Annotated in this window: 12 protein-coding genes; all 12 read left to right on the top strand. The window is 32.7% G+C overall.

The window, feature by feature from the left end; genetic code table 11:
• The first annotated feature begins 73 nt into the window (after positions 1-73).
• The 12 genes from C4S35_RS14545 to ribB all read left to right on the top strand — a co-directional run bounded on the left by C4S35_RS14545 (position 74) and on the right by ribB (position 13,088).
• On the top strand, positions 74-1,606 hold the full coding sequence (locus C4S35_RS14545) for a glycoside hydrolase family 10-like protein (RefSeq protein ID WP_104000876.1): 1,533 nt from the start codon (positions 74-76) through the stop codon (positions 1,604-1,606).
• A 24-nt stretch (positions 1,607-1,630) separates the two neighbouring features.
• Positions 1,631-2,908: an MFS transporter gene (locus tag C4S35_RS14540; protein WP_104000875.1), complete on the top strand. Its 1,278-nt coding sequence runs from the start codon at positions 1,631-1,633 to the stop codon at positions 2,906-2,908.
• Between the two features lie 162 nt (positions 2,909-3,070).
• Positions 3,071-4,681 (top strand): glycoside hydrolase family 3 protein, encoded by a 1,611-nt coding sequence (locus tag C4S35_RS14535; protein ID WP_104000874.1) that lies wholly within the window; start codon positions 3,071-3,073, stop codon positions 4,679-4,681.
• A gap of 138 nt (positions 4,682-4,819) precedes the next feature.
• Positions 4,820-5,458: a peroxiredoxin gene (locus C4S35_RS14530; protein WP_104000873.1), complete on the top strand. Its 639-nt coding sequence runs from the start codon at positions 4,820-4,822 to the stop codon at positions 5,456-5,458.
• Positions 5,459-5,547: 89 nt separating this feature from the next.
• A complete protein-coding gene (locus C4S35_RS14525) occupies positions 5,548-5,856 on the top strand; it encodes a thioredoxin family protein (RefSeq protein WP_104000872.1) in 309 nt (102 codons plus the stop codon).
• 124 nt (positions 5,857-5,980) lie between these two features.
• Positions 5,981-6,238, top strand: a complete 258-nt coding sequence (locus C4S35_RS14520) for a DUF6952 family protein (protein WP_073211635.1) — start codon at positions 5,981-5,983, stop codon at positions 6,236-6,238.
• 224 nt (positions 6,239-6,462) lie between these two features.
• Positions 6,463-6,960, top strand: coding sequence for a thiol peroxidase (gene tpx, locus C4S35_RS14515; RefSeq protein WP_104000871.1), 498 nt, complete (start codon positions 6,463-6,465; stop codon positions 6,958-6,960).
• A gap of 9 nt (positions 6,961-6,969) precedes the next feature.
• On the top strand, positions 6,970-7,344 hold the full coding sequence (locus C4S35_RS14510) for a diacylglycerol kinase family protein (protein WP_104000870.1): 375 nt from the start codon (positions 6,970-6,972) through the stop codon (positions 7,342-7,344).
• Between the two features lie 18 nt (positions 7,345-7,362).
• Complete coding sequence (locus C4S35_RS14505) at positions 7,363-9,810, top strand: DNA translocase FtsK (RefSeq protein WP_104000869.1); 2,448 nt, start codon at positions 7,363-7,365, stop codon at positions 9,808-9,810.
• A gap of 49 nt (positions 9,811-9,859) precedes the next feature.
• Positions 9,860-10,504, top strand: a complete 645-nt coding sequence (lolA1, locus tag C4S35_RS14500) for an outer membrane lipoprotein periplasmic chaperone LolA1 (protein ID WP_104000887.1) — start codon at positions 9,860-9,862, stop codon at positions 10,502-10,504.
• Between the two features lie 7 nt (positions 10,505-10,511).
• Positions 10,512-11,945, top strand: a complete 1,434-nt coding sequence (locus C4S35_RS14495; protein WP_104000868.1) for an LptF/LptG family permease — start codon at positions 10,512-10,514, stop codon at positions 11,943-11,945.
• 9 nt (positions 11,946-11,954) lie between these two features.
• Positions 11,955-13,088: a 3,4-dihydroxy-2-butanone-4-phosphate synthase gene (gene ribB, locus C4S35_RS14490; protein ID WP_167386528.1), complete on the top strand. Its 1,134-nt coding sequence runs from the start codon at positions 11,955-11,957 to the stop codon at positions 13,086-13,088.
• The last annotated feature ends 136 nt before the right edge of the window (positions 13,089-13,224 follow it).

The raw sequence follows: 13,224 nt of genomic DNA, 5'->3' as shown, positions 1-13,224 counted from the left end.
AATTTTATCTGGATTTTAACGGATTAATTTCACTAAAAAAACTATTTTTGAATACTTTATAAACACAATAATAATGAAGAATTACAAGCATATAGGATTTATAATTTTGTTCTTTTCACTTTCAGTTTTGAATTTAAAAGCACAAATACAGGTTACAAATCCTAAAAATGAGTTTAGAGCCGTATGGATTGCTACTGTTGCCAATATTGACTGGCCTAAAAGCAGTATCGATAATGTAGCAAAGCAAAAAGCTGATTTTATTGAAATTTTAGATACCTATAAAAAATTAAATTATAATGCTGTAATTGTTCAGATTCGAAGTGTTGGAGATGCTTTTTATCCTTCGCAATATGCCCCTTGGTCCCGATTTTTAACCGGTAAAGAAGGGAATGCACCAAAACCTTACTTTGACCCTTTAGCATGGATGATTGCCGAATCTCATGCCAGAGGTTTTGAATTTCATGCTTGGTTAAATCCGTATCGTGCAACAATGGATTTAAACACCGCTATTTTAAGTCCACAACATGATTATTTTAAGCATCCGGAATGGATGATTAAATACGGTGATAAATATTACTATAATCCAGCACTTCCAGAAGTAAGCGATCGTTTGACAGCCGTAGTTGACGAAGTGGTTAAAAATTATGATATTGATGCCATTCACTTTGATGATTATTTTTATCCTTACAGAATTAAAGGAGAAGTTTTTAATGACATTGATTCCTACCAAAAATACGGAAATGGACTAAGTATAGAAAATTTTAGACGATCCAATGTAAACAACTTGGTGAAAAACATTTCTATTTCCATAAAAAAAATAAAACCTTGGGTGCAATTTGGCATTAGTCCATTTGGCGTTTGGAGAAACAAATCGGTTGATCCAAAAGGTTCTGAGACAGAGGCTGGCCAAACCAATTATGATGATTTATTTGCCGATCCAATAGCGTGGATGGACAATAATTGGATCGATTATCTTGTTCCACAACTGTATTGGAGTGTGAATCATCCTAAAGCTTCGTACTCAAAACTGTTGCGTTGGTGGTCAGAAAACTCAAAAAACACGGCGATCTACATCGGAAATGGTTCCTATAAAATAAATGCAGATTCGGATAAAAAGTGGAGCAATCCTAATGAAATTCCAGATCAGATTAACATTACCAGAAGCTATAAAAATGTGCAGGGAAATGCTTTTTTTAGTGCAAAATCATTTTTGAACAAAAATCAAAATGTGACTAAATTATTGCTGGAGAATCAATACAGATATCCTGCGCTACCTAATGTGGTCCCAAATTCGGTAAAAAAGATGGCTATCGTCCCAACAGCAAATAATATTCTTATCAACCCAATTTCTTCAAGCTTCAATGTCAAATATCCTTTGTACAGTAAAGTACGTTACGTAATGGTTTATGGTGCAAAATTCAACTCGAAAATTGATGTGAATGATCCAAGTCAAATTATTGATAAAATAGCTTTTAAAGAAAATATTGATACTGTCGCAATTGTGATTCCTACTTATAAATTAGACAAAAACACAACCTGCGCCATTACATTTATTGATTTTTATGGTAATGAAAGCGAACCAACACTTGTAAACTTTACACTATAAAATTTGAATATTATCCCATCTTAAATGAGAAAAGACAATAGCCCTTGGTTTTGGATTCCGTTATTAAATTTTGCATCGGGATTTCCGTATGCCATCATCATATCCGTATCGGTGATTATGTACAAAAGTTTGGGTATCAGCAATGAAGACATCGGAGTTTATACGAGTTTATTATACTTGCCTTGGGTTCTTAAACCATTATGGAGTCCTTTTATAGATTTATATGCAACTAAAAGGAAGTGGTTTCTAGCCATGCAGTTGGTAATTGCCGTTGCCTTTTTGATTGTAGGATTAACCATTCCTATGAGTAACTTTTTTGTACTCAGTTTGGCTATATTTTGGATAGCGGCATTTGCATCAGCTTCAAATGATGTGGCCAGCGATGGTTTTTATATGTTGGCTTTAGCCAAAGAACAACAATCTTTTTTCCTGGGAATTCGAAGTACTTTTTACAGACTTTCTATGCTTACCGCCAATGGATTAATCGTGATTCTAGGTGGTTTTTTGGAACAGAAATACGGAGACAAAAGCAAAGCATGGTCCTACACCATGATAATTGTGGCTTTGCTTATGGTTTTTTTAACCATCTATAACTTTTTTAATACTCCAAAAGTAGAAGAAACGAAAATTACAACTGAAAGAGAAAACAATCAGAGTTTCGGAGTTGTTTTTAAAACCTTTTTTCAAAAAAAACAAATTGGGCTTGTATTAGCTTTCATATTACTATTCAGATTGGGGGAATCCCAATTACTAAAAATGCTAACCCCTTTTTTAATAGATGAAAAAATTAAAGGTGGTATGGGATTAACGACGGAAGATGTGGGTATTATTTATGGAACATTTGGAGTTGCGGCACTGGTAATTGGTGGAATTCTTGGTGGAATTGCAATTTCGAAAGGAGGACTTCGCAAATGGATGTTACCGATGTTTTTAGCCATGCACTTACCTATTATTGGTTTTATTTTACTTTCTAATTTTCATCCTGAATCTGTGTACTATGTTTATGCGACGGTCATTGCGGAACAATTTGGTTACGGCTTTGGTTTTGCTGCCTTTATGATGTTTTTAATTTATGTTGCCGATGGCGAATCTAAAACGTCCCACTACTCTATCGCAACTGGATTTATGGCTTTGGGAATGATGCTTCCGGGAATGTTGAGCGGATTCATTCAGGAATATTTGGGTTACGGAAATTTCTTTATTTGGGTGTTTTTAGCTACAATTCCTGGATTAATACTTTCCAGATTTCTAATCTTTCCTGCTGATTTTGGTAAGAAATTAGAACAAGAAAAAACAAACTAGTTTTTTTTAAACCATAGAAGTCACATAAGTTTATTTTAGTAAGGTAGATTCTCTTAAAATAACCGTTTTTTTTTACAACCTTTTTTATGTAATTATTTATTCTATGTATAATTTAACTCACATGACTTATATGTTTAAAATTATTATCATATTCATCTCAAAATGACATTAGAACAAAAAATAGGACAATTTTTCTTCCCGGCCGTTTTCATAAATGATACTGAAGAAAACATTCAGGAAACCGAACGATTAATCCGTGATTATAATATTGGTGGATTGACCTTTTTTCACAGTAGAGCTAGTGCTGCCACTAATTATGAAAGCAAGAAAAAAGTAATTCTAAACGACGATAGCTGCCAAAAGCTAAAAGAACTTATTGTACGTTATCAAAAATGTGCTTCTACGCCATTGTTAATGAGTATCGATGCAGAATGGGGATTAGCCATGCGTGTCGAAAAAACACCGCAATATCCGTATGCCATTACACTTGGCGCATTGCCGTACAGTGAAAAGCACTTGGTTTACGAGGTAGGAAAACAAATTGGTTTAGATTTGAAAACGGTTGGAATTCATTATAATCTGGCGCCATTGGCTGATATTAACAACAACCCCAATAATCCGGTAATTGGGTATCGCTCTTTTGGTCAAAATAAGAAAAAGGTGGCTCGATTTGCCCTCGAATACTTAAGAGGAATGTCAGACGCTGGTATATTAGGTTGTCTGAAACATTTTCCGGGACACGGAAATACCAACGTAGATTCACATTTGGGATTACCTATTTTAGAAGAAAATTTAGACCAATTACTTGAAAATGAATTGTATCCTTTCATAAAAGGAATCGAGAATAATGTGGATTCGATTATGATTGGTCATTTGGCTGTTCCTGCTTTAAACGACGGCAAAAACACCTCGGCAACATTATCAAAACCCATAATAGAAACACTTTTGCGAAAGCAATTAGGATTTGATGGTTTAGTAATTTCTGATGCGTTGAATATGCGAAGTGTTTCGAGTTTGTATGATAAAAAAGGACAACTGGAAGGGGAGGCTTTTAATGCTGGAAATGACGTATTGTGCTTTGCTGAAAATGTTCCTGAAGGGATTCAGGAAATCCTTAAAAATGCTTCGCCAGAACGCATCGAAGAAAGTTTTAACCGTTTACTGAAATGCAAACAAAAAGCAGGGATTCTAGATTCGAAAGTTCCTTTGACAATTCTTTCTGAAAACGATTTTGATTTTGAAACCACTTCGACTTTAAACAGCAGAATTGCAGAAAATTGTATTACAAAAATAAAAGACAATCACAATGCTGTTACCGTTTTTGACGCAAAAAATAGAGGAGATCTTGCTAAATTAAGTTTGTATAAAAGCACGGATAATACCTTTTTCAAAGAACTGGATATACTATTACCCTCTTCAGAATTCGCTTATGAAAATGGTGGTGAAGCAGCAGTAAATGAATTAAACAAAAGTTTAACCAAATACGACACCGTCATTGTCTCTTTATTTGTTCCAAAAGCGAAGCCGTTTCATAATTTTGAGATGGAAGACAGTGTCCTTCAATTTTTAGGTAATTTGTTTGTTTCTAAAAAATGTGTTTTATATATATTTGGAAATCCATATGCCTTGCAAGTTATCCCAAATTTAGAATACGCATCAGGAATTGTTCAAATGTACCAGGATTTCGAAGAATTTCAAAAAGCAGCGGCATCCCAACTACTGGAAAATTCAGAATGCAAAGGAACTTTACCAGTGATTTTAAGCGGTATCTAATTAAATAACATAGCAATAATCAAAATCAATAAGAAATATTTATTTTTAAATAAATATTTCTTATCAAAATTTACAACAATAAACCTCTTATTTAAGCTACTTTTGCACCATTAAAAAAAATAATTTAAAATAAAGAATATGTCATTAGTAGGAAAAAAATTCCCAAGTATTGCAGTTGACGCCATCTCTGAAATGGGAGATAATTTAAAAATCAACATTTTCGAAGAAGCTACAAAAAACAACAAAAAAGTACTTTTGTTTTGGTACCCTAAAGATTTTACATTCGTTTGTCCAACTGAATTACATGCTTTTCAAGCAGCTTTGCCAGAATTTGAAAATAGAAATACAATTGTTATAGGTGCATCTTGCGATACTAATGAAGTGCACTTCGCGTGGTTAAATACTCCAAAAAACAATGGTGGAATTGAAGGGGTTACCTATCCAATTCTTGCTGACACGAACAGAAATTTATCTAACATTTTAGGAATTCTTGATATTGAAGAAACTGGTTACAGTGAAGAAACTGATTCTATCATTATTGAAGGTTCTAATGTAACTTACAGAGCTACTTACCTTATCGATGAAACTGGAAAAATTTTCCATGAAAGTGTAAACGATATGCCGTTAGGTCGTAATGTAAATGAGTATTTACGTATGGTTGATGCTTACACACACGTTCAGGAAAAAGGAGAAGTTTGTCCTGCTAACTGGGAAGCTGGAAAAGAAGCAATGAGTGCTGACAGAAATAGTACTGCAGAATACTTAAGCGCAAACTAATAAAGTATAAGACTAAGATACTGAGGTTATATGGTTTAAAACCAACAACCTCAGTATATTAGTAGATTAGAACCTCAAAAAATAAAATTATGTTAATTGAATTAAACGAAGATACATTAGCAGACTTAATTTCAAAAAACGAAAAAGTTGTAGTTCAATTTTCGGCATCATGGTGTGGAAACTGTCGTATTATGAAACCAAAATTCAAAAAATTGGCTTCAGAAAACGAAACTATTACTTTTGCTTTTGTTGATGCAGAAAATTCTCCAGAATCTAGAAAGTTAGCTAATGTGAGTAATTTACCAACTTTTGCTACTTTCGTAAACGGAAAATTAGTGAACGAAACACAAACCAATAAACAAGAAGTGTTAATTGAATTAGTGAACGAAATTGTTTAATTTTTTTTTAGTTTAAAGTTGAAAGACTTAATAATAAAGTCCATTATTAAACTTTAGTACCAAATTTTCAACGGCAATCTTGAAACCTTAAACTTTTTGAACATTAAACTTTAAACAAATAAATATGAAATTACCCGTAATCAAGCATTTAACACAATTCATAGAAGATAATGATCAGGATTATGTGATAGAAGCAATTGAAGTTTTAGAGGCAATGACTGAAATTTCGTCCTTGAAAGATGAAGAATTAGACGTAATTGGTGAATTGATTTCTAATATGTATGGCGCATTAGAAGTGAACAAATTGGTAAAAAACGGAACCGATAAAAAAGAAGCTTTAAATACCTTTATGAAACGCGTTCTAGGTTCTATAGACAAATAATTTTCCCGAAAAAACTATCAAAAATAGGATTCTAGCGACTCAATAATTAAAATATCAGAAAACGTACTCGGCAATGGGTACGTTTTTTTATTGGACTCCAATAAACGAGAGAGTTATTTATTGAAGTTTGTTTTAGTTCCAAAATGATGAACTTTATCCCGAATTTTCGAGACTAAATCTTAAATAATTTTCATACTTTTGAACCTCATTAAAAAACATTTATTATGGCTTCAATAACATTAGGCGGAAATCCAATACATACATCAGGAGAGTTACCAAAAGTGGGGACAAAATTATCCGATTTTAAATTAGTTAAAACTGATCTATCAATCGCAACATTGGGAGACTTTGCTGGAAAAAAACTAGTCCTTAATATTTTTCCAAGTATTGACACAGGAACTTGTGCTGCTTCCGTTAGAAAATTTAACGAAAGTGCGAGTAATCTAAAAAACACTAATGTATTATGCATTTCCAGAGATTTACCTTTTGCTCAAAAACGTTTTTGTGGCGCTGAAGGACTTGATAATGTAATTAATTTATCTGATTTCCCAGAAGGAAGTTTTGGTAAAACAAATGGATTGGAAATCACTGATGGTCCTTTGTCAGGATTGCATTCAAGAGCTATAATTGTTGTTGATGAAAATGGAATTATTACCCATACGGAGCAAGTGCCTGAAATTGCAGATGAGCCTAATTATGAAGCTGCTTTAGCGGTACTTTAATACTCACGAATGGAATTTCAAAAAGATAATACGTTCTTTACCGGAAGACTAAAAAGTGTCACTTATGCTTTTAAAGGCGCTGTAAAATTAATTACCACTGAACACAGCGTAATGGTTCAATTTTCGCTAGGAATAGTGATGGCTATTGCTGGCTTTTATTTTGGTATTTCAAAAACAGAATGGCTTTTTCAAACCTTTGCAATTGGTTTAGTAATGAGTATTGAAGGCTTAAATACTGCTGTAGAAAAAATGGCAGATTTCATTCATCCTAATTACCACGAAAGAATTGGTTTTATTAAAGATATTGCGGCAGGAGCAGTGTTTTTTGCTGCATTGACAGCAATCGCAATCGGTTTAATCATATATATACCACTATTATTTTAGGTATCATAAAAATCAAGAATGGCAAAAACGACAAAAAAAGAACCTTTAGACAAAAAAAATAATTCTAAAACGGAGGTAAATAAGCCATTGCAACTGACCAAACAGCATAAAATAGTTTTGGGTTGCCTTTTGGTGTTATTTTCTATTGCTTTATTACTCGCATTTGTTTCCTTTTATATTTATGGACAACAAGATCAAAGTGCAGTGGCAGAATTGACAGACAGATCTGAAGTTGTTCGTAATTGGTTAGGAAAATTTGGCGCTTTTTTAGCTGATTTGATCGTATATAAAGGTTTTGGACTTGCCGCATTTCTATTTGTCCGTTTATTTTTCCTAACTGGGATGTATATGGTTCTTGGATTGCCTTTAAAAAAATTGAAGAACATTTGGTTCTGGGATTTATTCGTAATTATTATCCTATCCGTTTTATTTGGTTTTTTCGCCACTTCAGTTCCTGAATTAGGTGGAACGATCGGATATGAATTGAATTCCTTTTCGCAAGATTACATTGGAAAGACTGGAACTTTGTTAATTTTATTTTTTGGATTAATTATTTACGTAATTTTTAAACTGAAAATATCTCCTGAAAATATTCAATCTTTTTTTGACAGCACTAAAAAAGAAATCAAAGCTGAATTAGCGACTAATGCAATCAGTAATAATAAAAACAATTATAATTTAGAGGAATTTGCAGTTGTTGAAGAGGAATTGGATGAAATACATTTAAAAACAAATGGCTCACAATTCGAAATTAACAAAGAAGCATTAAAACCAACTATTAATAATTCTTCGGAAATTAATTTAGATCCTATTGCAAAACCATTAACAATGGTAGTAACGCCTCCTCCATTTCCAGAAAATATTTCAACTCACAAAGAGGAATTTGTAATTGAAACTGCTCCTGAGGAAGATATTATAGAAGAAAATTTAGCTTCAAGACTCGTTGCTGATTTCGGATTATTTGATCCTACTTTGGATTTATCCAATTATAAATTCCCTACAATTGATTTATTAAAAGAATATTCAACGGGAGGAATTACTATAAACCAAGAAGAATTAGAAGAAAATAAAAACCGAATTGTAGATACGCTTCGCAATTATAAAATAGAAATCGCTCAGATAAAAGCGACTGTTGGTCCATCGGTTACTTTATATGAAATTGTACCGGAAGCGGGAATTCGTATTTCAAAAATTAAAAGCTTAGAAGACGATATTGCGCTGTCACTTTCGGCATTAGGAATTCGTATCATCGCTCCTATTCCTGGAAAAGGAACAATAGGAATCGAGGTTCCAAATAAGAATCCCACTATGGTTTCTATGAAAAGTGTAATTGGCTCCGCCAAATTTCAGGAAGCCGAGATGGAATTACCTATCGCACTTGGAAAAACAATTTCGAATGAAACTTTTGTTGTCGATTTGGCCAAAATGCCTCACTTATTGATGGCAGGAGCAACTGGTCAAGGAAAATCAGTTGGTTTGAATGCCGTTCTGACGTCGCTTTTATACAAAAAACATCCAGCCGAAGTCAAATTTGTATTGGTCGATCCTAAAAAAGTAGAGCTAACGTTATTTAATAAAATTGAAAGACATTATTTAGCGAAACTTCCAGACATGGATGACGCTATTATTACTGATAACGCAAAAGTGGTCAATACTTTGAATTCCCTTTGTGTAGAAATGGATAACCGTTATTCTTTGTTGAAAGATGCAATGGTGCGTAACATAAAAGAATACAACGACAAATTTAAGGCTCGAAAATTAAATCCTGAAAACGGACACCGATTTTTACCTTATATCGTTCTTGTGGTAGATGAGTTTGCCGATTTAATCATGACTGCCGGAAAAGAAGTAGAAGTACCAATTGCTCGATTGGCACAACTGGCGCGAGCCATTGGAATTCACTTAATTATAGCAACACAAAGACCTTCTGTAAACGTAATTACAGGTTTGATAAAAGCCAATTTCCCGGCCAGAATTGCTTTTAGAGTTACGTCAAAAATTGATTCAAGAACTATTCTTGATACTCAAGGTGCAGATCAATTAATAGGACGTGGTGATATGCTTTACACAAATGGAAATGATGTAGTGCGGGTACAATGTGCTTTTATAGATACACCCGAAGTAGAAAAAATAACTGAATTTATTGGTTCTCAAAAAGCGTATGCAACTGCCTATTTACTCCCGGAATTTGTTGGGGAGGAAAGTGGCATTAATCTTGATATGGATATTTCCGATAGAGATACTTTGTTTAGAGAAGCCGCTGAAATCATTGTAAATGCACAACAAGGATCGGCATCATTGTTACAAAGAAAACTAAAATTAGGCTACAACAGAGCAGGTAGATTAATCGATCAACTGGAAGCTGCAGGAATCGTAGGTCCTTTTGAAGGAAGTAAAGCACGCAGTGTAAATATTCTGGACATGAGTTCTCTTGATCAATTTTTCAACAATGAACAAAACAATTAATACCATGAAATCAACGAATTTAGAATTCAAAAAAAACAATATAAAAAACATGTTTAAAAAATATATTTTAATCACAGCTTTACTTTTTTTTAGTTTTTTGACTCAAGCACAAGATAAAAAAGCGAAAGACCTTTTAGACCAAGTAACTGCAAAAGTTAAAAGTTATGATACAATAATCATTGATTTTAAATACTCTTTAAACAATGCTAAAGAAAACATCAATCAGGACAGCAAAGGAAATGTAATCATGAAAGGCAATCAATATGTATTGAATTTTATGGGGATTACTAAAATTTTTGATGGGAGTAAAACCTATACAATTGTTCCTGAAGACGAAGAAATTACCATTTCTAAAGTAAGCGAAAAAGACGACAATGCTATTACGCCTTCCAAGATGCTTACTTTTTTTAATATCGGTTACAGATATTCTATGGATATTTTACAGGATATAAAAGGCAGAAAAATTCAATATATAAAACTCATTCCTACGAGTGGTAAAGACCAAAGAAAAGAAGTGTTGTTAGGCATAGATGTACAGACAAAACACATCTATAATTTGATTGAAATGGGTAAAAAAGGCACAAAAACTACTTTAACGGTTAATTCTTTCAAAACGAACCAACCATTGTCAAAAAATCAATTTACCTTTGCCCAAAGTAAATATCCAAATTACTACATCAATAAATTAGATTAATTCTTAGGTGAAAATTCTTGACAAATACTTATTAAAAACATTTCTGACTACATTTACGACAGTATTTGTAATACTTTTTTTCATATTCATACTTCAGACCATTTGGTTGTTTATAGCTGAATTGGCTGGTAAAGATTTGGATCTTCCAATGATTATCAAATTTTTAGCTTTTTCGATGCCACGAATTATTCCATTAGTATTACCGTTGTCGGTTTTGTTGGCTTCTATAATGACCTTTGGTGATTTATCGGAAAATTATGAATTAGCTGCAATGAAATCTGCGGGTGTTTCGCTGAAAAGAGCGATGAAAAGCCTAACCGTTTTTATACTATTATTGAGTATTATCGCTTTTTTATTTTCAAATAATGTAATTCCTTTTGCCGAATATAAGTTTATTAATTTCAGAAAAAATATTGCACAAGCAAAGCCTGCTCTAGCAATTACAGAAGGACAATTTAGCGATGTTGGTTTTTATAATATTAAAGTCAATAAAAAATCAGGGGAAAATGGAAATACGCTAACCGGAATTACTATCCATAAAAAATCTGATTTTGGTGATGGCAGTAAAACGGTAATCAAAGCCAAAGATGGCCTGTTGATCAGCAATGAAAAATCCAGCATTCTACAATTAGTATTGAATAATGGGTACTATTATGAGGACATTACTCCAAAAAAATATGAAGATCGCAGTAAAATGCCATTTGCAAAAAGCACCTTTAAAAAGTACATTATTAATATCGATTTATCAAAATTGAATAAAACGGATACTAATGATCAAAGTATTGCTAACACAAACACAATGCTTAATATCAGCGAATTAAACTACACATTGGATTCACTTCACAAAACCTTTAAAACCGATATCATTTCGTTTTCAGAAAATATAAATCAACGAATTGGAATTCCAAAAGATAATAAGATACAACCTGCCAAAAAAAATAAAAACCTTCCTGATAACATATTGTCTTTGTACAAAAATGATCAAAAAGTAAAAATACTAGATATTGTTATTAGTAATTTAGCGAGTACTAAATATTCAATAGATGCCAGTAATACTGAATTTAAACTCAAGCAAAAAAACATTAATAATCATATATTGGCATTTTATGACAAATTTGTAATCGCATTTGCTTGTTTTTTAATGTTTTTTATTGGAGCACCTTTAGGAGCTATTATCAGAAAAGGAGGATTAGGGCTTCCTATCATTTTTGCTGTGTTAATATTCATCACATTCCATTTTATAAATACTTTTGGTAAAAGAATTTCACAGGAAAATACTATGTCTCCATTTATGGGTGCATGGATGTCTTCCTTTGTTTTGACACCATTAGCAATTCTCTTGTCCTACAGGGCTACAAATGATATTGGATTAATCAACATGGATGTTGTTTTAGCTCCATTTCAAAAACTATTAAAAAAAATATTTCCATCTCAAAAATAAATACCAATCATGGTTACAAATAAAATACAGCTCAACACTATAGAAGAAGCGATTGAAGATATTCGTCAAGGTAAAATTATTATAGTTGTTGATGATGAAGATCGAGAAAATGAAGGTGATTTTTTGGCTGCAGCCGAAAAAGTAACACCTGAAATGATTAATTTCATGGCAACACACGGACGTGGATTAATTTGTGCACCATTGACAGAAAGCCGTTGTAAAGAATTAGGCCTGCATGTTATGGTTACTAACAATACGGATCCAATGGAAACTGCTTTTACAGTTTCGGTAGATTTAAGAGGAAATGGAGTTACTACAGGAATATCAGCAGCCGATAGAGCTAAAACTATTTTATCACTGGTAGATTCGAAAACCAAACCACATGATTTAGCACGACCAGGACATATATTCCCTCTTATTGCTAAACAAGGAGGCGTATTAAGAAGAACAGGACATACAGAAGCTGCCATAGATTTTGCGCGTTTAGCAGGTTTTAAATCGGCGGGAGTCATTGTAGAAATCATGAACGAAGATGGTTCAATGGCTCGCTTACCCCAATTAGTAAAAGTGGCTAAAAAATTCGATTTAAAATTAGTTTCTATTGAAGATTTAGTTGCTTACAGAATGCAACATGATAGTTTAATTGTCAAAAAAGAAGATTTTGATCTGGAAACCCGTTTTGGTACTTTCAGATTAAGAGCCTATCAACAAACAACCAATAAACAAATACATATTGCTTTAACAAAAGGAACTTGGAATTTAGGAGAATCTATTTTAACCCGAATAAATTCTTCTCAGGTGAATAATGATTTATTGGGTACTTTGACAAACAATGCCGACCAGCAACTTGATGACATGTTTAAAGTAATTAATGAGCAAGGAAGAGGTGCTGTAATCTTTATTAATCAAGATATGCAATCTGTCAATCTTCTTAGTCGCATTTCTGAATTGAAGAATTTACAGGCCGAAGGTACAATGAAAGCACCAAAAATAATTATTGACAGTAAGGATTTTGGAATTGGGGCTCAAATACTACATGATATTGATATCTCAAAAATTAGATTAGTATCCAATGCTGAGCAAACCAAACGGGTTGGAATGATAGGATACGGGTTGGAAATAACCGAATATGTACAATATTAAATCCTTTTTAAATTATTTTTTAAAAATAATTTTATTGTAAAGCGAAGTAAATGAAACATTTAAAAAATAGTCATAAAAATAGATGCTTTTTTTATAAAAATAGATTTGCATAACCAAAAAAGGTTCCTATATTTGC

The sequence above is a fragment of the Flavobacterium urumqiense genome (genome assembly GCF_900108015.1).
Lineage (GTDB): Bacteria > Bacteroidota > Bacteroidia > Flavobacteriales > Flavobacteriaceae > Flavobacterium > Flavobacterium urumqiense.
This window is presented reverse-complemented; position numbering and strand designations above follow the sequence as displayed.

Coding starts and splice junctions, on each gene's coding strand:
- C4S35_RS14545 (WP_104000876.1), top strand. CDS start 74: ATGAAGAATTACAAGCATATAGGATTTATAATTTTGTTCTTTTCACTT.
- C4S35_RS14540 (WP_104000875.1), top strand. CDS start 1,631: ATGAGAAAAGACAATAGCCCTTGGTTTTGGATTCCGTTATTAAATTTT.
- C4S35_RS14535 (WP_104000874.1), top strand. CDS start 3,071: ATGACATTAGAACAAAAAATAGGACAATTTTTCTTCCCGGCCGTTTTC.
- C4S35_RS14530 (WP_104000873.1), top strand. CDS start 4,820: ATGTCATTAGTAGGAAAAAAATTCCCAAGTATTGCAGTTGACGCCATC.
- C4S35_RS14525 (WP_104000872.1), top strand. CDS start 5,548: ATGTTAATTGAATTAAACGAAGATACATTAGCAGACTTAATTTCAAAA.
- C4S35_RS14520 (WP_073211635.1), top strand. CDS start 5,981: ATGAAATTACCCGTAATCAAGCATTTAACACAATTCATAGAAGATAAT.
- tpx (WP_104000871.1), top strand. CDS start 6,463: ATGGCTTCAATAACATTAGGCGGAAATCCAATACATACATCAGGAGAG.
- C4S35_RS14510 (WP_104000870.1), top strand. CDS start 6,970: ATGGAATTTCAAAAAGATAATACGTTCTTTACCGGAAGACTAAAAAGT.
- C4S35_RS14505 (WP_104000869.1), top strand. CDS start 7,363: ATGGCAAAAACGACAAAAAAAGAACCTTTAGACAAAAAAAATAATTCT.
- lolA1 (WP_104000887.1), top strand. CDS start 9,860: ATGTTTAAAAAATATATTTTAATCACAGCTTTACTTTTTTTTAGTTTT.
- ribB (WP_167386528.1), top strand. CDS start 11,955: ATGGTTACAAATAAAATACAGCTCAACACTATAGAAGAAGCGATTGAA.